This is a genomic window from Streptomyces sp. NPDC127114 (genome assembly GCF_042677525.1).
Taxonomy (GTDB): domain Bacteria; phylum Actinomycetota; class Actinomycetes; order Streptomycetales; family Streptomycetaceae; genus Streptomyces.
On the sequence record NZ_JBHXTJ010000013.1, the window covers coordinates 74249 to 93576 of the forward strand.

A 19328-nucleotide genomic window follows, 5' to 3' on the forward strand; every position below is an offset into this window, starting at 1 on the left:
GAATGCAACCAGAACTGCAACCGACCGAGTGCTCAGACTCCTTGTTTCGGATCTTCCGGCCCGGCCTCCGGCTCCGTGCGTGCGCGCCGGGACTGGTAGAGGTAGGCACCGATCAGCCGAATGAGCTCTTCGGCTCGTTCACTCTCGCCGGTCAGCGCGCCAGTCAGTTTCCCGAAGGCCCCCTCGTTGAGCACGGCTGCATCGGTAAGGGCCTCACGCAGGTTGGGGGAGATGAGGAACTGGTCCTGCGCGTTGTTGTCGATCTGCTCGGCGATCCGCGGGTCCTCCTCAGCCATCCCGGCCGCGGCCGTGACGAAGCCGCCGATCTGCGGGTCCGCGAATTCGCCGCCGAACAGGCTGTTGATCTTGGCGATCACTTCCGACAGCAGCACTTGCTGCGGATCACGGGCCACAGCGGTACCGATTCCAGTGACGCCTCGCAGTCCCGGCGTCTCCTGGTCGCCGGACAGGGCTATGGCCGCCTTCCCCTGGTCAATGTGCCGCACCCGCTTGAGGACTATCCCGGACAGGTCCACATCGGCGCGTGGATCGTCGACCGCGAGGAGGCGCACCAGCTGGCGCAGGAACTCGGCGAGCTTCTCCAGGTCGGTGGTCGCGTAGTCGACGACCTGAGACATGAAGTCGTAGAGGCGGACGTAGGAGCCGCAGTCCTTGCGGAAGGTCCGCAGTTCGTTCAGTGCCTCACTGTCGTCCCTCTCGGTTGCGTCGGCCCATCGATTGGTGAACTCGTCGCGGGCCGGCGCGATCGCCGCCGTCAGCGCCGAGTGCCGCTGCTGACCCCACCAGGCTTCGGCGTAGCGTTCTACGTCGGCTCGGGTGTAGATGCCGGGCTGGGCGAGCTTCATGGCGAGCTGGTGGACGAGGTTGGGGTCGGTGGCAGTCTCGACATGGGCCTCGGTGTAGTACTGCAGGAACGCTTTCTGGATGTCAACGGGGTTGTTGACGAAGTCGAGGACGAACGTCTGGTCCTTCGCCTCGCCAGACGGGGCACGGTAGGTGCGGTTGAGGCGGGAGAGTGTCTGGACGGCGTGGACGTCGGGGAGCGGCTTGTCGACGTACATCGCGCACAGCAGCGGCTGGTCAAAGCCGGTCTGGAACTTCTCCGCTACCAGCATCAGCCGGTGGTCGGGGCGACGGAACTCGCGGGCGAGATCGGACCCGAGGCCCGGGTTCAGGGACGCTTCGGTAGCGTTCTCCAAGCCGTAATCCTCGTCGGTGATGTCTCCAGAGAAGGCGACAACCGTCTTGAGCTTGTAACCCTTAGCGCGGATGTACTTGTCGGTTTCGATCTTGTAGCGGGCGGCTGCGTGGCGCGAAGAGGTGACGATCATGGCCTTGGCCTGGCCGTCCAGGAGGTGTGCGACGTTGGCCCGGAAGTGCTCGACGATAATCCCGACCTTCTGCCCGATGTTGGACGGGTGAAGGTTCTTGAACCGCATGATTTGCTTCGTCGCGACCTTCGGGTCCACCAGTTGACCCTCGTCGTCGCTGCTGATCGTGGTAACGATGCCCTCGGCGCTGCGTTCTTCGATCTCGAAGGCGGTTTTGTACGTCTGGTAGCCACGCAGGACGTCGAGGATGAACCCCTCCTCGATGGCTTGCCGCATCGTGTACACGTCAAATGACTCGGGCGTGCCATCGGCGCCGGGGCGCCCGAACAGGGTCTTCGTTTTGTGCTTCGGTGTGGCGGTGAACGCAAGGAACGACACGTTCGGTGACACGGCTCGGGCAGCCGTCTCCGCAGAGATCTGCTGCTCGCGCTGGGCGCGCTCATCATCGGCGGAGAGGAGCTCGTTGACGACGTCCTGGGCGTCCACCACCTCGTCCTCGTCTACCTGCCCACCCTCGGTGAGGACCTTCTTCAGGGCGTTGGCTGTCTTGCCGGACTGGGAAGTGTGAGCCTCATCGACGATGACGGCGAATGCTTTGTCGCTGAGCGTCGTGTCGATCAGGCCCTTAACGTAGGGGAACGTCTGGATCGTGACCACGACGACCAGCGCAGGCCCGGTCAGCGCGTCGAGTAGGGCCCGGGACTTCGAACCGCCGGAGCGGCGCACCGCGGCGGAATCGATGACGGCCACCGAGTCGCCGGAGTCGTCGACCTGGCTGACGGCATCCTGGAGCTGCCGGTCGAGGACCTTGCGGTCGGAGACGATCAGGACCTTGTCGAAGATCTTCCGATTGACCCCATCGTGTAGCTGGGCGAGGTTGTGCGCGGTCCAGGCGATCGTGTTGGTTTTACCCGAGCCAGCCGAGTGCTCGATCAGGTACCGCCGGCCCGGACCGCCAGAGCGGGCCTCGTCAACGATCCGCTGTACCGCACGCCACTGGTGGTATCGGGGGAACAACAGCGTCGTCGACCGCTTGATCTTCCCGGTGGCCGGGTCCTCGTCCTCGTCCTTGCGCAGGAACATCAGCGCGCCGAGGATGTGGAGCCAGTTGTGCCGTTCGAGGACCTCCTCCCATAGGTAGGAAGTGGCCGCGCCGTTTGGGTTTGATGGGTTGCCCTTTGCACCGTTGGCGTGGCCCCGGTTGAACGGCAGGAAGTGGGTCTTGTCGCCGGCCAGCTTTGTGGTCATCCAGACTTCGTCGTCGTCGACGGCAAAGTGAACCAGGGCGCGAGTGCCGAAGCCGAGGAGCGGCTGGCCCTTCGGCTGCCGGTCCTGCTTGTACTGCTTGACTGCGGTGCGCCACTCCTGCTTGAAGAACGACTTGAGCTCCAGTGTCGCCACCGGCAGCCCATTCACGAAGAACACCAGGTCTATTGACCGGTTGTCACCGCGTGCCGACGAGTAGTGCACCTGACGCGCCACTCGCAGTCGCACCGACTGGTACGCCTTCGTCACCGTGGGATTCAGGGCCGTTGCTGGCGCGAACTGGCACATTCGGAAGTGCGCTGTCGCACCGCGGGTGTGAGAGAACCTCCGTCGCAGCACGTTGAGGGTGCCGCCGCCCGAGCCCATAGGAACGTCCAGGCGTGCCACGAGCGCGTCGAGTAGAGCCTCCTTGTCGGCCTGCTCGGTCGGGGTGCCAGCCTTGACGACCTTCTCGTACTCCTTGGGCTGCGTCGTCTGCAACCACCAGTGCACGTCCTCCGGCCACAGGGCGCGCTTGGCGTCATAGCCGTCGTCGGACGAGCTGTACTCCCAGCTGTGGGCCGCCAGGTACTCGGCGATCTCGGTCTCGAACGCCTCTTCACGAGTCTGATCCGACACAGCCATCATCAGCCTGCCTTCTGGAAAGTACGCGCGTCGATCTGACCGCCGACTGCGGCCGTAATCAGCGCGGCACGCCGTTCCTTGGTGAACATGATGTGCTCTCGTGCCTTAGCAATGAGAGAATCGACCCGCTCTGTAGCGGCCGCTACCTCAGCCAACAACTGGTGCTGCTTGTGGACTGGCGGCATGGCTAGTCGCAGGGCCCGTAGGTCGCCTACGGTCAAGCCACCTTTTGTAGCGCCATTTTCACTACTGATGCGACGCAGGTATTCGTAGTTCGAGCGTAGGCTCCACAAGAGGTACTCGGGCACCCAGTAGCGCTTGTCAGGCTCGATGTACGCAAGATGCTGGTTGATGGTGGACTCGATCCGGAGGATCGTCGCCGCACCTCGGGTCTTACCTTGCCCGGTGAGCGCAACCAGAATTGATCCAGGTGACACGATTGGCAGATGGCACTCAAGGACAGCCGCTTTGGTTACGCGCCGCGAAGGCTCGCGGACCTCTGGCAGGTTCACCACAGATGAGTTGACCCACGGAACCTCACCGTCAACCCAGTAGCGGTCCTCGCTACTCCGTGGGGTTGATCCGTTCCCCATGCGCGTTCGACGGTGAAGCTTGTCAGGCGGATTCCCGTCTTCCTCAGCACGAGAGAGGATCTCAGAGACCACAACGCTCCGGCGCTCGCGGAGCAGCGCCACGAACTCCTCCTGCTTGGAGACCAAAGCGTCGATCTGTCCAGTCTCGCGGTCCAGGAAATCAGCAATAGCCCGCTGCTCAACGAGGGCAGGCGCGGGGACCTCGAATTTTGACACCTTGTCGGCGGTGAAGTGAGGAATCGTGGCAGTGCTTGTGACGAGGTCGACCCGGCCACGCGTGAGTGCGTCTTGCAGCGCATAGTCGAGGAACCTTCCATCGGCACGCCCAGAGAGGGGACGCAGACGAATGATCGAGTTCTGAAAACCCCACCCTGGCAGATCCTCACGAACCACGGCTGATCGGCCGTAACCGGCACCACCTTCGACGATCACAACGTCGCCGCGTCGCAGGTCAAGGGCCCGCAGTTCGCTCGGATGGAACCACATCGGCTGCTCTGGCAGATTAATGATCTTCCCTTGAGGCTGGACGTGTGCCGCTCGCAGGTATGGGGCGGAAATATCAGACGGGCTCTTAGGGTCCGGCTGAACCATTTTCCCGAGTGTGACGCTCGCCAGCCGTTTCACTGGCAGAACAGTGCTCACGCCTCTACCTCTCGCAGCATCTCCATGATCTCGCCAACAACGCGGTTGAGATCAGCGTCGATTTTCGCCAATGGGCGGGGCGGAGTGAAGCGATAGAAATGACGGGTGAACGGGATCTCGTAGCCGGTCTTCGTCTTCTTGTCGACCCAGGCGTCAGGAACGTGTGGCTTGACCTCAGCCTCGAAGTAGGCGGCGATGGTCGTTTGAGCGGCATCGTGGGTTTTGGGATGGCCGCCCCAACCGAAGGGGATGTTTTCGGTGTCGCGCAGAGCCGGGTCGGGCTCAATTTCGCCCTTTTGTGGGCCGGAGGTGTAGCGACAGATGTCGGCTTCGTCATCGTGTTCGCCGATCGTCTGCCACAGCGTCTTCCGCTGAGCCGGGGTCAACGTGACTGAGCACTCACTCAGGTGCTTGCCGAGGTTCTGGAGGAACTCCTCCCTGTTGAGGTAGAGCTGCTCACCGAAGGAGGTGAGGGCCTCAACCAGGCCGGAAACCTTGCCAAGGGTTTTGTGCTCGGCCACGCCGGCGATCCGCTCAGTGGTGCACTGGAACTTGAGGCGCAGGGGACGCTCGACCGTGATCGTCCAGTAGGCGAAGTCACGGTTCTCGAAGATTTTCGAGATATCCGATGCCTCGTGGGAAGTGAACGCCTGCACGATCGCGGTGCGGGCGTCCTCAGAAATTTCGACGCGCTTGGAGCCGATCGACTTGCGCAGCTTGGAGCCGAGCCCGGTAGCGTCGATGAGTTGTACGGTGCCCTCGCGTTCGGCGGGCTTGGCGTTCGAGAGGATCCACAGGAAAGTCGGGATGCCGGTGTTGTAGAACATATCGTTCGGAAGAGCGACGATTGCCTCGACCAGGTCGTTCTCCAGCATGTGCCCACGGATGTTGGACGGTCCGGATTCCGCGCCGCCGGTGAAGAGCGGCGAACCGTTGAGGACGATGCCAGCCTTTCCGCCGCGCCCGTTCTCGTCCACGTCGCGCATCTTCGATGCAACGTGGAGGAGGAACAGCATTGCGGCGTCCCCTATCCCGGGCAGCCCTGGGGCGAAGCGTCCCTGGCCGCCGCGCTCGTGCTCGGCGGCTACCTCGGAAGCGATCGTCTTCCAGTCGGTACCGAACGGCGGGTTGGACAGGACGTAGTCGAACTTGTGGTCCTTGAATCGGTCCACGACGAGAGTGTCGCCTTGGCGGACGTTAGTCGGGTCCTGGCCCTTGATGAGCAGGTCGGCCTTGCAGATCGCGTAAGTGCGCGGATTGATCTCCTGGCCGAACAGGGCCGTTGAGGCGGACCGGTTCAGGTCATGGAGGTGCTCGTCGGCGACGGTCAGCATGCCGCCGGTGCCGACGGTAGGGTCATAGATGGAACGGACCTGGCCTCGGTCTCGCAGTGCCTCGGTGTCCTCGGCATAGACGAGGTCGACGAGGAGGCGGACAACATCGCGGGGTGTGTAGAACTGGCCCGCGCCGTCGTTGGCGGACTCGGCGAACTGGTAGATGAGGTTCTCGAACAGGTCGCCCATGTCCGCGTTCGAGACGGTCTCCGGGCTCAGGTCGATTCCCTGGAAGTGCTTGACGACCGGCGAGAGGCGGTCGCGGGAATCGAGGGTGCGTAGCACGTTCTCGAAGTCGAAGGATTTGAACACGTCCAGATTCGACGAGAAGCCAGAGACGTAGTCGATGAGGTTGGCCGCGAGATTGTTCGGATCCTGCAGAGCCTTCTTCAAGCTGTACTTACTGGTGGTCCAGAAGTTCAGCCCGGCATTGTCCAGGGTGCGCGTCTTGAGCTTCAGGTGGGTACGGCGCTGCTGATCACCTGGGTACTGTCTGATGATCTCAGCCATCGTCTCCCGGTGCGGTTCCATCACGCACTCCAGTCGGCGCAACACGGTGAACGGCAGGATCACCGAGCCGTACTCGGCTTCCTGGTAGGGGCCGCGCAGGGTGTCGGCGACGCTCCAAACGAATTGGCTGAGGACGCTCACGCAGGTCTTCTCCGGTCTAAGGCTCGGGCGCTTACAGCTCTGCTCGACGAGAGCCGTGTCGCGTTACCCGAACCCTATCCGCGACCGACACCAGGCGGAGCAATAGCCAACAGATGTGGGTTGGTGGTGGGCGAACAGGCGGCAGTGGTCATGACGTGTTCGACGAGGAGGTTGGAGGCGATTGGTTACAGCTCGCGTAGGCCGGTCAGGACTCGCCCGATGAGCATCGGGGCCGCCTGTTGGCCGCCGAAGCCTGGCTCACCCAGGCCGCTGCTGGGACGAGCGGGGACCTCCGCCCAGACGATCTTCCCGGGGTATGGCTGCGTGGGGGAGTAGCCCCAGCGGTTGGCCATGGTCTGGATGAGGACGAGTCCGCGGCCCCCGGTGGCGCCGGCGTTACCGGCGCGAGGTGCCGGCGGTCGCGGGTCGGGGTCACTGACCGCGAGGATGATGCCGCCGTCGGTGGGCCAGAGCATGAGCACGATCGTGCCGATGCCGACGGGATGAGCGGCCGCTTCAGACGTCTTCGCGGGGCGTGCGTGCTGGATCGCGTTGGTAGCCAGCTCCGAGACGAGCAGCCGGGCGACTTCGATGCCCTCGTCGGGGAAGTGCCAGCGCTGGAGGATGTCGACGGTGTGGCGGCGGGCCCAGGCGACGGCGTTGGGGGCGGCGGCGAGGGTAAGTTCGCTGATGGACGGGGGGACCTGGTTCATGCGGGTGGCTCCCTCGGCGGTGTGGCCGGGCGGGTGCGGGGCGCTGTGGTGTGGGTGGTGCCCGCGGGTCCGGGGCGGCTAGGGACGGGGCGTCCCGGACCCGCGGGCTGCTTGAGGGGCTACTTCGTGGCGACGACGTAGACGCTGCCCCAGCGGCGCTTCGGGTTGGCCATGGTGGGGTCGAAGGTCCAGGGTTCGACGGTGGTGAAGCCGGCCTCGGTGAAGAGCTGGACGAGCTTCTCGTGGTCGTAGGCCCACAGGTGCGGGGTGTACGTGGGGTCGTCGTCCTGGTCGCGGAAGACGAGGTTCACGAGGTCGAGCCGCGTGTTGATGTCACGGAGGCAGTCGCGCTTGGCGTACCAGCGCTCGATCGTCTCGTCCGAGGTGTCCAGGGGACCGGGGTACTGGCTCAGGGCGAAGGCGGCGTCGGGGACGCCGGTGATGATCCGGCCGTCCTGCGCGAGGACGCGGTGGGCCTCGCGGACGTAGTGCTTGGCCGAACGCGGGTAGTCGATGTGCTCCAGGAAGTGCTCGGAGAAGATCTCCTCGACGCTGTCGTCCTGGAGGGGTACGCCCTCACGGATGTCCCAGAGCAGGTCGGCCGGCGGGACGAGGTCGATGTTGAAGAAGCCGTCGATGCGGTGGGCCCCGCCGCCGATCTGGACCTTGGCGGGCTTGTCGTCGATGCGGCCGTTGGGCCATGCGCGCCGGCTGGCGTGGTGGTAGCGGTGGAGTTCGATCTCCTTGGCGGCGGCCCGGAGGATACGGGCGAGGCCGTGGCTGGTGGCGGGGTCGGCGAGGACGGAGGCGATCTGCTCGCCGAGGAGGTCGACCGAGGGCATGCCGGAGGGACTCATCACGGATCTCCTACGTGTGAGGTTGCTCGGGGTGGGGTGGGCCGCGAATGGCGGCGGCGGTGATCAGGCGGCGCTGGGCGCGGGGGCGGTCCACTGGTTGTTGCGCATGAGGGTGTACTTGATGTCCACCAGCCGCGGGGCGATGGTCAGCGCGAGCTCCTCGGCCGGGTGGAGGTGGCCGGCGTCGTCCTGCTCGGCGCGCCAGACGCGGTAGTCGAGGTTGGGGTAGGCCGGGTTGATGCCGATCTCGCCCTTGGGCATCGTGCCGTTGAACGGGGCGACGATGTCCATGTGGTTCCAGTAGTTCCAGGCTTGCAGCGCCTTGTGCTGGTCGAAGTAGAAGTAGAAGTCGGGGTAGCGGCCGAAGGTGCGCAGTTCCCGGTGGATGAGGTGGCCGAGGAGCGGTCCGAGCTGCGTGGCCAGGGAGTCGAACTCCCAGCGCGTGTGATGCCAGGCTTCGGGGGCGTCGCCGGGCGCGAAGAGGCGGGCGGCGACGAGGTAGCTGATCCGCTCGACCAGGTACGCGCTCGCGTGGCTGGTGTCGATGGTCGGGTCGACTCGGTGGATGAGCGCGGCGAGCTGCTTCGGACGGGGTCGGAACCTCGCGAGGTCGAACTTGCCGGCCATGGCGGGGAAGGAGGCGAACAGCATCTCCTTGTACAGCCAGTTGTTCAGCTCGCCGAGCTCGGCCAGGCGCCGGGTGTGGCGGGAGGCCGAGTGGAGCATCAGGTATTCGGCGACCGCTTCGAAGTACAGGTAGCCGAGGATCGGGAGGCGGGGGATCGTCTCGTCGAGCAGCTTGAGGAACGGCTCGGCGTCGACCTGGGTGCCCTGGTAAGCGACGGCGGCAGCGGTGGCGAGGAATGCGGCCGAGTTCTTGACCCGGCTGACGACGGTCTCGCGCAGCTGGTGCCGTTCGTTCTTGCTGAGCAGGTATTCGAGGTGGCTGTAGATCTGCAGGTGGATGAGGCCGAGGCGCAGGTAGTCCACGCCGGCGAGACCGCGATACGCCTGAAGCGGGGTGTCGATCTCGAAGATCAGCGGGGTGGGGACGCGATCGGTCACGCCGAGCTTGGCCAGGAAGGCCGGCGCTTCCTTGGTCAGGACGTAGGCGCCGAGGTTGTGCATGCGGAAGCCCTGGTCGGTCGCGGTGAGCGGCGCGCAGTAGATGCTTCCGACGAGGCAGCCGCCCGACGGGTAGAGGACTCCCTGCCGGCTGATCTCCTCCAGGGCGTGGGTGACGTGCAGCAGGTGCAGCTTGCCGTTTCCGCTTAGGGCCTCGAAGAGGGCGTTCTGCCGCAGGAGGTGGCCGTTCGGGGTCTCTTCGGCGAGACGTCGGTCCCAGCCCGCCGTCTGGGTGGCGAGCGGGTCGGTGTGGTCGGAGGGGCTGGGGATGAGGGTGGAGTCGAAGAAGGCGTGGGCGTCGGCCCACAGGTGGTAGGCGTCGAGGAAGTCCATGGTCAGACCAGGCCCTTCTCGGCGAGCGCGTAGCGGACGGCTGCGGTCCCGCTGGCCCCTGCGAGGTAGGCCCGCTCCGAGACCAGGACCAGGTCGAAGGCGAGGCCGCGCAGCTGGTTGAAGGCGGGCTCGCGGACGTACCGGGCGTCCGGCCACCACTTCAGTTTCGGCAGGCGGTAGCGGTCCAGGGCATCGGCGGCCTTGACCACGTCGGTGATGCGCTCGGCCCGGGCGTGGTCGGACTTGTCGTCTGCGGTGAACGCCTCGTACGGAATGTCGTGCAGTCGGACGGCGGTGGCCGCCTGCACGATCCGCCGGGGTGTGGCGGCGAGGCCGAAGTGGCCCCAGACGGTGTCGGCGTTCGCGGCGAGCCAGATGGCCGCGCGGGCGCCATGTCCGCGATCGTCCTGGTCGTGGCGCCGCTGGCAGTCGTGTACGGCGGCGGCGAGGATCGCCGTAGCGGCGTCGGCGTCGTCAAGGCCGTTCGTCTCGGCGAGGACGGCGGCGAGCGCCGCCGTCCTCATGGCGTGGCGGACGCCGTGGAGCGAGGTGTACAGGCGGGGGTCGGCCCACCACCGGGTGGGCAGTCCGCCGTGCGCGAGCAGCTCTTTCGACTGCGGGCGTACGGCGGGCTGCGGCGCCGGCGGGAGGTCGGGCCTGTGGTCGCTGATCCACGCGATGGTGGCGTGGTCCATGTGCTGGTGGAGCGGGAGCTGCCCTCGGGCAGCCAGGTCGATCAGACTTGCGGTCAACGGGGTCGTGCTCACTCGTGCCCACCCCCTTGGTGGTCTCCGCGGTGATGTTCCCTACCGGATCGGCGCGGCCTGCTGCTCGCGCTCCTTGCGTTCCTTCTCGGCGGCCTCGAAGGCGGCGGTGAAGTCGGCCAGCTCCTGCTCCGTCATCAAGGGCACGCCGAGCGCCGCGGCGACGTCCGTGATCTTGGCCTCGGCCTCGGCGCGGGCGGCGTCCGAGGCGCCGTCCTCCAGCAGGACCTCGAACTCGGCGTGGTAGCCCCACGCCTCGCTCCACTTGACCGCGATCTCGACGGCGTCGAGACGGAAGTTGTGACGGAAGTTGAACGCCTCGTGCATCGCCGCCTCGAACCCGAGGGCGTTGAACACCTTCACCGCGGCAGGAACGTCGGCCGGGGCGATGGCGAACTCGGTCTCCGCGAAGGCCGCACCCTGCCCGATCTTGCTCCCCTTGAGCGTGATCTTGGCGGTGCCGGCGGCGGTGTTGTCGGTGACCTTCAGGAGCTGGTCGGGCAGCACGTAGAAGTAGATGTGCTTGTCGTCGGGGCCCAGGTCCTCCCCGTCCGCCTTCAGGCGGGTGACCAGCTGGTCGTGAACCTCCTTGGTGAAGCGGGCGCGCATCTCGATCTCGACGGCCACGGTGCTGCTGCCTCCTCGTTTCAGGCATGGCGAAGCCAGCCGGACCCTGCCACGAGGGGGCTGTCCGGTCGGGCGATCGCTATGGGATTGGTGGTCGAGCGCGGGGCGATGCGGCCGATGCGGGTGCCGGCCGCATCACCCCGGTGGAGCGGCGGGTGTCAGCCGAGGGCGCCGAAGCGCTCCTCGACCACACCCGAGTGCAGGTACGTCGGCAGCTGAACGCCTCTCACCGACGTACGGCCGGTGGCGACCTGCTCCTCCGTCTCGCTGGGGAAGCCCTCCAGCAGACGCAAGCACTGCTGGGCCCACTCACGCGACGCGGGCCAGTCGCCCAGGTCACGGTGGCGCACGGCCAGGGCGTACGCGGTCTCGGTGGCGGCCCACCGGTCGGTCGCCAGCTCACGCTGGAAGATCGACTCCAGCTCGTCGGTGGAGGCCAGGCGGGTCTGGTTGGTCATGGTGCCCTCTCGGTTCAAACGGTCGTGCCCCAGTAGTGATCAACGCCCCGGCGTCCCCGCGGTGACGCCGTGACCCGCTGCTAGTACGTGTAGATCTCGGCCAGCGTCTTGTAGTCCTGCAGCTCGTCCTTGTCGAACCACAGCTCCACCTCCTGCTTGGCCTCCTCCGCGTTGCCGGAGGCATGCACGAGGTTCGCGACCGCCTTGCCCGAGGCGATGCTGGCCGCTGCGCTGTAGTGCGAGAAGTCGCCCCGCACCGTGCCGGCCGGAGCCTGGTTCGGGTACGTGCTGCCGACGATCTTGCGGACGGTGGCGATGGCATCGAAGCCCTCCAGCACCAGGGCGATGACGGGCCCCTGCTGCATGAACGTCGCCGTGACGTTGTAGACCTCCGACCCCAGTCGCTCTTCCAGGTCGAAGTAGTGCTTGCGGGTGAACTCCTCGTCCATCCACTTCATCTTGGTGCCGACGATCTTCAGCGCGGCGTCTTCGAATCGCGTGATGATCCTTCCTGCCAGGCCACGCGCCAGCGCATCGGGCTTGAGCAGGACGAGCGTGCGCTCGACAGTGTGTGCCTGAACCTCGGCCATTGACTCCCTTTCGCCTTGCTAGCAACCGAACATGACGGACGATCAGCCGTCATCTGCTGAGGTTACCGGCGCTGGCAGGGCGGTTCGGGCGTGCGGGCAATGCCCCAGACGGGCGAATGCCGGCCAAGGGGCGGCTGATCAGCCCATCGAGAGTCCCGATTCGGGCAACTTCTCTGTCTCCACTATCCGCTGGGGGTACGCACCTAGAATCTCCCTGTGGTCGTCTGGCGCTCTCGCGCCTCTCATACGCCTCCCAGGGACTGAGCCTTCGACGGGCGATTCCTTGGCCCCTGGTGACTTCGATTCTTCCGGGGCTCTTCCCGCGTGACCATGAAGTGCCAGTGCAGTGGGAGTGCACTTTCGGCGCGCGGATTCCTGCACCGGGGCGGCGACGAGGGGGCAGTCTTGTGGACGTGATCGAGCGCTGGAGCGGCCGGTACGCCTGCCTGCTGCAGTCCGCCCTACGGCTCGGCAACGAACAGTTCGCCGCTCACCTGGGCATCGCAGTGAGGACGGTGGCCGCCTGGCACTCCGACGCATCCGTCGTGCCTCGCAGGGAGATGCAGCAGCTCCTCGACACGGCCCATGAGCGGGCTCCTGAGGCTGCGCGACAGCGCTTCGCGCTCCTGTTGGCGAAGGAACGGGCCCCAGCGGACTCGACGCCGCCCGGCGCACAGGCGCTGCGGGTGGCCATCGCCGTGGTCGTCCGCGACAGCGATGTCCTCCTGGTGTGCCGACGGGACGACGACGCCGCTGGAATCACGTGGCAGTTCCCGGCCGGGGTCATCAAGCCGGGCAGCAAGGCGGAGACCACCACCGTACGGGAGACCTTGGACGAGACGGGTGTCCACTGCGCGGTCCGGCAGCACCTCGGGAACCGCCTTCACCCTGTGACCGGCGTGCTGTGCGAGTACTTCCTCTGCGAGTACCTGGCTGGCGAGGCCACGAACAGCGACGCGGCCGAGAACATCGACGTCATGTGGGTCCCCAGAAACGCGGTGCCTCGCTTCATCCCCGTCGATACGATCTTCCCACCCATCCTGGCCGTCCTGGAGGAGCAGACGTGACGAACCAGAACACGGACGAGCGCCCGGGCATCGCCGCCGCCATCGTCGTGAACGAGGGACGCGTGCTGATGGTGCGCCGCCGGGTCAGCGAGGGACAGCTCTCCTGGCAGTTCCCGGCCGGCGAGGTCGAGCCCGGCGAGGCCCGCGAGGACGCCGCTGTGCGGGAGACCCAGGAGGAGACCGGGCTGACCGTGGCGGCGGTGAAGCTCCTCGGCGAGCGCGTCCACCCGAAGACGGGCCGGCTGATGTCGTACACCGCGTGCGAAGTCCTGGACGGTACGGCCCACGTCGCCGACACCGAGGAGCTGGCCGAACTGGCCTGGGTCGCCCATGGCGAGATCCCGGAGTATGTGCCGTACGGACTGTTCGAGCCGGTGCAGGACTACCTCGACGCGACCCTGCTTTCCTGAACAGCCTCAGGTCGCGGTCATGAGCACCGAGGAGCGCCTTGTCGTCGTCGGGGCTGGGGTGGCAGGGCTCACCACCGCCGTCGTTCTCGCCGAGGCCGGAGCCTCGGTGCACGTGATCGCCGAGCAGGTGCCAGGCATCACCTCACTGGCGGCCGGGGCGATGTGGGGGCCGTACCTGGTCGAACCGAAGGACAAGGTCGACCAGTGGGGACAACGGTCCCTGGAGATCTTCCGCAAGCTGGCCGAGAACCCGTCCACGGGCGTCCGGCTCACCAGCGGCATCGAGGCGTCCCGCACGGCCGAGGCGCCACCAGACTGGGCCACCGCCCTGCCCGGCTTCCGGCCGTGTGAGCCGGCCGAACTGCCGGCCGGGTTCTCGGCCGGCTACCGGTTCACGGTGCCGCTGATCGACATGCCCACCTACCTCGACTACCTCCTGCGCCGGCTCGATGCCGCCGGGGGAACGGTCGAGCGGCGACGCCTGGCCTCGCTCGCGGACGTCGGCCCTGCTGCCGTGATTGTCAACGGCACGGGCCTCGGTGCCAAGGATCTGCTTCCGGACCATGACCTTCGGCCCATCCGCGGCCAGCACGTCGTCGTCACCAACCCGGGGCTGACCGAGTTCTTCTCCGAGGACACCGGCCTTTCACCGGACCTGCTGTGCTTCTACCCCCATGGCGACACCGTCGTCCTGGGCGGCACCGCCATCGACGGTGAAGGCGACCGCACGGCTGACGACACGGCGGCGGCCAACATCCTGGCCCGCTGCGCCGAGGTCGAACCCCGTCTCGCCGATGCCCGCGTCCTGGAGCACCGGATAGGCGCCCGGCCGACCCGCTCCGCAGTTCGCGTGGAGGCCGAGCGCTGGGAGGATGCCACCGTGGTTGTGCACAACTACGGGCATGGGGGTGCTGGCGTCACGCTCTCGTGGGGCTGCGCCGAAGAAGCCGCAAACCTCGTGGTCGCCGACGGGGGAGACCTGGGGTGAACGAACCGCCGACGAAGCCCTTCCTGTACGTCGTCGTCTGTGCCGCCGACATCGCGGGCGACAGCGGTCACGCCCTGTACGACCTCGTCGCCGTCGGGTTCAGGCTGGTCACTTAGGCCGCAGGCCCGGCCGTTGTTTCCGGTCGGGCCTGCGGCATATGTGGGGGCCCCAGGGGCAACGCTGACTGCGTGGCGTGCTGAGGCTGCTGGCGAGTGGGTGGAGTTGCGATGTTCCCTTGCGTGCCTGGAGTTTGTGGTGGGGACGCCGTTGGCGTGTGGCCGTCAGTCCTCTGCGTGTTCGGCGAGGTATTCGAGGGTGTCTTCCGCGGTGACGATGGGGAGCAGGCGCTCGTACTCGGCGTAGTCCTGGTCGGTCATGATGGCGACGGCGTCGCCGACCACGGAGCCCTCGGGGAGCTTGGCGAGGTACTTCAGGACCAGGTTGATGAAGGACTGCCGCATTGCGTCGACGTCGCGCAGCCAATCGGCCTCACGTCGCAACTGCGCCAGCCCGGCGGCCTGCTCTTCCGGAGTGATGGTGTTGAGCAGGAGGTGCTCGGCGCGGGTGAACGGCCGCCCGTCGCGGTGGTAGGGGCGCTGGGGATCGTCGAGGTGGCCGTACCAGTCGACGTCGGTGAAGAGGACGACGACGTCGGGGCGGATGGAGGTCTGGGGCATGGGCGGTTCCTTGGCAGAGTCGTGTGATCGGTTTGCGATGGTGAGCGGTTCGGGGCGGTGTCTGTGGGTGGGGCTCGGGGCATAGAGGTGCGTCTTCGCTCGGGAGGCATGGGCAACGGGGGAAGGGCTTTCGCTCCGGGGCGCGGGACGGCTGTTGATGGCTCTGGCCAATGGGTGGTCGGGGCCATCAGCCGGTGACGTCCCTTACCGGATTGCAGTGATCAGCGGCGTGGTGTGCGAGGCGTCGACGGTGCCGGCATCTGCCGAGCGGGGGCTGGCTGGCTGTTGGCAGGTGCGGCCCGGTGGGCTTCCGCTGCCGAGACGCCATAGGCGGGGAGGTCCGCGGTGCGGCGTAGGCGCCAGACGAGGACATCGCTGATGGAGGTGGCGCTGGTCAGTTCGCGGCGTCGGGTGGCCTCGCCAAGGAGGGCGGCCGGGTTGTAGCCGGCGGCCTGGGCGTCGGCGAGGGTGGCTGCGAGGGCCGGCCAGCCGGGTTCGGCGAGGATCCGGTCGGCCAGCTCGGGCAGGGCCTGGCGCACTGCGGCGGAGTGGTGGCGTTGCCACGACGGGGCCAGGCGTCGGCCCCGCTGGTGGAGCAGGGCCATGGGTTGGTTGGCGGCGGCCTGGTAGGCGGCGCGCAGGTGTTCGGCGGCCCGGTGGGCGGCCTCGGCCTGCTGGGCGTGCTGCTTCTTGGCGTGCCAGTTCGCGGCGGCGACGGCGAGGAAGATCAGCATGTCGAGCGCCATGGCCGTGGTGGCGCCGTCCTCTCCGCGGCCGAAGGCCGAGCCACTGTGGACGAGGTCGTGAGCGGCCTGGCGAAGGGCGCGGTCGTGGCCCCGTGCGGTGCGGACGTGGGAGCGGGAGGCGCGTTCGAATGCGGTGGCTGCTGCCTGGAGTTCGTAGCGGGTGTGGGCGGCGGAGGTTTGGGCGAGGGCGTCGAGGACTTCCCCGGTGGCGGCGATTTGCGCGGCGATGAGGCTGTCGTCGCCGTGGTCGATGACGAGCAGTGCCTGCCAGGCGGCGGTGGTCGCGCGTCGGCGTGCGGACGCGGGCCCGGTCGCCGGCGGCAGGACGGAAGGGGCGTTGTCGTGTGAGGTCTGGGTCCAGCGTTCGCGGATGCGGGGTAGGGAGAGGTCCGGGGCGAGCTTGGAGCCGGAGTAGAAGACGGGTTCGCCCTTGGCGTTGCGGTCGCCAGGGAGGGCGACGGTGTAGCCGAGGGTGTCGCCCGACGGTGCGACGCGCCGCCGGATGAGCAGGCCGGCTGCGGCGAGGCGGTCGAAGAACTCCTCCTCGCTCGCCGCACCGGCCACCGAGCGGCGCACCGTCTCGCGCAGTTCCTCGCGAGAGGTGCGCTGTCGGCCACGGCGGTCGGCTTTGTGGCGTTCGGCGCTGGTGGGCCGCTTGGCGGCGGTGCCGTCGCCGGTCTTCACACGGTGCAGGTCGTAGTCGACTTCGATCTGGCGGCATTCGGCCTGGGCGCGTTTGGCGGAGCGGTGGTGGTCAGGGCGACGGCCGTCTTCGCGGACGAGGGTGGCGATGAGGTGGATGTGATCGTCGGCGTGACGGACGGCTGCCCAGCGGCAGCCCGCGCCGTCACCGGGGTCGATGCCGGTGGCGGCGATGACGCGGCGGGCGATGTCGGCCCATTCGGTATCGGTGAGGGTGCGGTCGCCGGGGGCGGAGCGGACGGATGTGTGCCACACGTGGTTGTTGGGGCGGGTGTCTTCGGCGAGGAGGTACAGGGGTTCGTCCAGGAGCTGGGCCAGGCTGTCGAGCGTGGCGTTTGGGTCGCGGCCGGGGTCAGGGGCGAGGCCGTCGAAGGAGGCGACCAGGTGGGGATCGGTGTGCTCCTCGCGGCGGCCGGGGCCGTAGAGGTAGGCGAGGAGGCGGGTGGTGTTGCCGCCCTGCTTGTGGATGGAGGGGATCAAGCGGCGGCACCTTCACCGCGCGGGTTGGTCAGGCGGGTGGTGAGGTGGCGGATGTTGTCGGCGGCGTGGCGGACGGCATCGATGGTGGCGTCGAGGCCGTCCGGGTAGGCGCCTGTGTTGAGGGCGTGGGCGGCCTGGTTGAGGTTGTTGTTGGCGTACCCGAGCTGCCGCCGGAGCGCGAAGAGGGACGTCAGGGTGTCCTGTTGGGTGGCGATGGTGGCGGCGGTGCGGTCGAGGTCGCGGGCGGCTGCGAGGGCGGATTGGGCGAGGAAGCCGGCGATGCTCATGCCGACGGTCTCGGCGCCGGCGGCGATGGTCGCGTGCTCGCGTTCACTGAGGCGGACGCTGTGAGCTCGGCGTTGCTTGCGAGCGCGGATGCGGGGCTTGCCCCGGCGCCGCTTGTCCGGCTGCGGTCCGCCCTCGGTCGCAGCCCCTTCCTCCCGCGCCCCCTGGCGCGGGAGGAAGCCCGCCACCCCCGGGGCGGGTACGGGTTCGGACGCACCCTCTGCGGGGGAGTGTCCGAACCTCCAACTTGCTGCCCGGTTGGTGGCTGGGGTGGAGGTTGTCTGCTGCTGGTCGAGGGGCGTGGTGCGAGCGGGCTGATCGTGCACGGAAGTAGCTCCTGCTGGAGAGGCGGGTCGGGTGATGCGGACGAGGAGGCTGGTGGAAGGCGCGCCTCACTGCGGTGCGGGAGAAGGCACACGGGGCGGGTTGTTGCTGCGTGGGGCGAGCGCGCGGAAGGACGACGGACCAGCTGGAGCCGCTGGTCCGTAGGCCGCCGCTCTTGCGTTCCGTGGATGACCGGATATCCGGTCAGTCGGTGGACGCCCTTGTGTCGGCGTCCTGTTCTGCGAGGAGGAGTGCCCTGAGCTCGGTGAGCCGGTCCTCGGCGATGGTGAGGTCGGCGGCGCGTACGGCGTCCCGCAGGACGGCACGGGTGGCCTTTCCGCGCACGGCGATGGCCTGGCGGCCGATGGCGAGCAGCTCGTCCATTTCTGCGCCGGGAGGACGACCGTAGCGTTGCGTCAGGGGCCCGCCCGCCGCAGGGGACGGCGTCGCACCTCCAGGGGCGGGGTGCGTTTCGTGCAGAGGCAGCTGGGGTTGCACGGATGGCGACGACGCGACCGCGGGATGGGTGTCGGGGCCGGGGTGTTCCCTTTCCTCATCCTCGGGACCACTGTCGGCGCTCGATCGGCTGGGTGAGCGCTCCGGCTCGACAGGGGACGCGGGGCTCTGGGCCGGGCTGGGCTCGGTCCAGGGCGAAGGCAGCTCGATGGTCGCCAGCGCTACCGCATGGCGGCGGGCAGCGAGCTGCCGCAGGAGGTCCTGGCGCTGGCGGTCGTCGGTGCCCACTGCGGCCTGGGCGACAGCCCGCGACAACCGTCGTGCGATGCGCCGGCCTTGCCACCGGTCGTGCTTGTCCGGGGTGAGCTCGGCAAGGCGCGCGGCCAGGGCGACGGCCTTGAGGGTGGCGCGGTCGCGGGTGATCTGCGCGGCGTCCCGATCGCGCTCGGCTATCCCCAGACGGGAGAGAAGGCGTTCGCGTACCTCGCGGCCGGCCCTGGCCAGGATGCCGTGGGACGCGGCCTCCGGCTTGCGGAGACGCAGCTCGATGCCCATGGCCTCGTGCCAGAGCACCGCGGCCAGAACCGGGCCCACGAAGGCTCGCACCGTCCCGCCGACCAGGCCGGACTCGGCGTACGCGGGGATCACCTGCACGGTGGTGATCACCCAGGTCAGGGTCCCCGGCAAGCCGGTTGCCTGCTTGGGGCCGTGGAGGTTCTGCCGTGCCAGCAGCGCCGTGGCGAACAGGGCGAACTCCGCGGCGGCGAACATGGCGGCGCGTTCGGCTGTGCCGCCCATGTCCAGGTAGTCGGCGGCGAACCGCCAGCTGGTGTCGGCGCTGTAGGCGGTGCAGCCGATCGCGGCCAGCGCGGCGACGATGACCGCCGGCGATCCGGACTTTCGGCTGCCGACGGTTCGGCGCGTGCGCTGCTTCATCAGCCGCCTGATCAGCATCGCCGAACAGGCCAGCGCGAGGACGACGAGCGCGAGGGAAGCGGCGTTCCATTGCCCGAGTGCGGGCAGGGCGAACGGTGGCATGCAGGGGTCTCCAGAGACCCGCCGCGCCATGAGGGCGCGGGCGGGGATGAGGTGGGTGTGTGCCGAGGGCGCTTACGCTTCCCCCTCCCTAGAGAGGGGGAAGCGCGTAAGCGCTTTGGGGCGGAGGCGCCGTTCGAGGGCGCGTACGCGTTTGACCTGCTGTTTTGCTGATTCCGTACGCGGTGTAGGCGCTACGTAGGCGCTTCCCGGGTGGGCAGGCGCATAC

17 protein-coding genes are annotated in these 19328 nt (G+C 67.7%); 3 read left to right on the forward strand and 14 right to left on the reverse strand.

Features of this window, described 5'->3' with window-relative positions; genetic code table 11:
- Positions 1-32: 32 nt before the first annotated feature.
- The 10 genes from ACFVGS_RS16030 to ACFVGS_RS16075 form a co-directional block, all read right to left on the reverse strand.
- A complete protein-coding gene (locus ACFVGS_RS16030; RefSeq protein ID WP_385692756.1) occupies positions 33-3236 on the reverse strand; it encodes a type I restriction endonuclease subunit R in 3204 nt (1067 codons plus the stop codon).
- A gap of 8 nt (positions 3237-3244) precedes the next feature.
- The gene (locus ACFVGS_RS16035) at positions 3245-4477 is read right to left on the reverse strand and encodes a restriction endonuclease subunit S (RefSeq protein ID WP_385692757.1); all 1233 of its coding nucleotides are present in this window, start codon (positions 4475-4477) and stop codon (positions 3245-3247) included.
- Positions 4474-6462, reverse strand: a complete 1989-nt coding sequence (locus ACFVGS_RS16040) for an N-6 DNA methylase (RefSeq protein WP_385692758.1) — start codon at positions 6460-6462, stop codon at positions 4474-4476. Before ACFVGS_RS16040 ends, ACFVGS_RS16035 begins: the two co-directional genes overlap by 4 nt.
- A gap of 185 nt (positions 6463-6647) precedes the next feature.
- Positions 6648-7175, reverse strand: a complete 528-nt coding sequence (locus ACFVGS_RS16045) for an ATP-binding protein (RefSeq protein ID WP_385692759.1) — start codon at positions 7173-7175, stop codon at positions 6648-6650.
- A 119-nt stretch (positions 7176-7294) separates the two neighbouring features.
- Entirely contained in the window at positions 7295-8032 is a 738-nt protein-coding gene (locus tag ACFVGS_RS16050) for a class I SAM-dependent methyltransferase (protein WP_385692760.1), read from the reverse strand.
- Between the two features lie 63 nt (positions 8033-8095).
- On the reverse strand, positions 8096-9490 hold the full coding sequence (locus ACFVGS_RS16055) for a hypothetical protein (protein WP_385692761.1): 1395 nt from the start codon (positions 9488-9490) through the stop codon (positions 8096-8098).
- Positions 9491-9492: 2 nt separating this feature from the next.
- A complete protein-coding gene (locus ACFVGS_RS16060) occupies positions 9493-10257 on the reverse strand; it encodes a hypothetical protein (RefSeq protein ID WP_385692762.1) in 765 nt (254 codons plus the stop codon).
- A gap of 39 nt (positions 10258-10296) precedes the next feature.
- Positions 10297-10881, reverse strand: a complete 585-nt coding sequence (locus ACFVGS_RS16065) for a hypothetical protein (protein ID WP_385692763.1) — start codon at positions 10879-10881, stop codon at positions 10297-10299.
- A gap of 158 nt (positions 10882-11039) precedes the next feature.
- Complete coding sequence (locus tag ACFVGS_RS16070) at positions 11040-11339, reverse strand: hypothetical protein (protein WP_385692764.1); 300 nt, start codon at positions 11337-11339, stop codon at positions 11040-11042.
- Between the two features lie 80 nt (positions 11340-11419).
- Complete coding sequence (locus ACFVGS_RS16075) at positions 11420-11929, reverse strand: nucleoside-diphosphate kinase (RefSeq protein WP_071268218.1); 510 nt, start codon at positions 11927-11929, stop codon at positions 11420-11422.
- A 407-nt stretch (positions 11930-12336) separates the two neighbouring features.
- On the opposite strand from ACFVGS_RS16075, the gene ACFVGS_RS16080 reads away from it, so the two are divergent.
- From ACFVGS_RS16080 to ACFVGS_RS16090, 3 genes are read left to right on the forward strand one after another with little or no spacing between them, the layout of a single operon-like run.
- A complete protein-coding gene (locus tag ACFVGS_RS16080; protein WP_385692765.1) occupies positions 12337-12996 on the forward strand; it encodes an NUDIX hydrolase in 660 nt (219 codons plus the stop codon).
- Entirely contained in the window at positions 12993-13406 is a 414-nt protein-coding gene (locus tag ACFVGS_RS16085; RefSeq protein WP_385692766.1) for an NUDIX hydrolase, read from the forward strand. Before ACFVGS_RS16080 ends, ACFVGS_RS16085 begins: the two co-directional genes overlap by 4 nt.
- Positions 13407-13425: 19 nt before the next feature.
- Positions 13426-14394, forward strand: a complete 969-nt coding sequence (locus ACFVGS_RS16090) for an FAD-dependent oxidoreductase (RefSeq protein WP_385692767.1) — start codon at positions 13426-13428, stop codon at positions 14392-14394.
- A gap of 281 nt (positions 14395-14675) precedes the next feature.
- On the opposite strand, the gene ACFVGS_RS16095 is transcribed toward ACFVGS_RS16090, so the two are convergent.
- The 4 genes from ACFVGS_RS16095 to ACFVGS_RS16110 all read right to left on the reverse strand — a co-directional run bounded on the left by ACFVGS_RS16095 (position 14676) and on the right by ACFVGS_RS16110 (position 19102).
- Positions 14676-15071, reverse strand: coding sequence for a hypothetical protein (locus ACFVGS_RS16095; RefSeq protein WP_385692768.1), 396 nt, complete (start codon positions 15069-15071; stop codon positions 14676-14678).
- A gap of 221 nt (positions 15072-15292) precedes the next feature.
- Positions 15293-16999, reverse strand: coding sequence for a relaxase/mobilization nuclease domain-containing protein (locus ACFVGS_RS16100; protein WP_385692769.1), 1707 nt, complete (start codon positions 16997-16999; stop codon positions 15293-15295).
- Positions 16996-17610 carry a plasmid mobilization protein gene (locus ACFVGS_RS16105; RefSeq protein ID WP_385692770.1) on the reverse strand — a complete coding sequence of 205 codons (615 nt, stop codon included), beginning with the start codon at positions 17608-17610 and terminating at the stop codon, positions 16996-16998. Before ACFVGS_RS16105 ends, ACFVGS_RS16100 begins: the two co-directional genes overlap by 4 nt.
- A gap of 202 nt (positions 17611-17812) precedes the next feature.
- Positions 17813-19102 carry a hypothetical protein gene (locus ACFVGS_RS16110; protein WP_385692771.1) on the reverse strand — a complete coding sequence of 430 codons (1290 nt, stop codon included), beginning with the start codon at positions 19100-19102 and terminating at the stop codon, positions 17813-17815.
- Positions 19103-19328 lie beyond the last annotated feature (226 nt).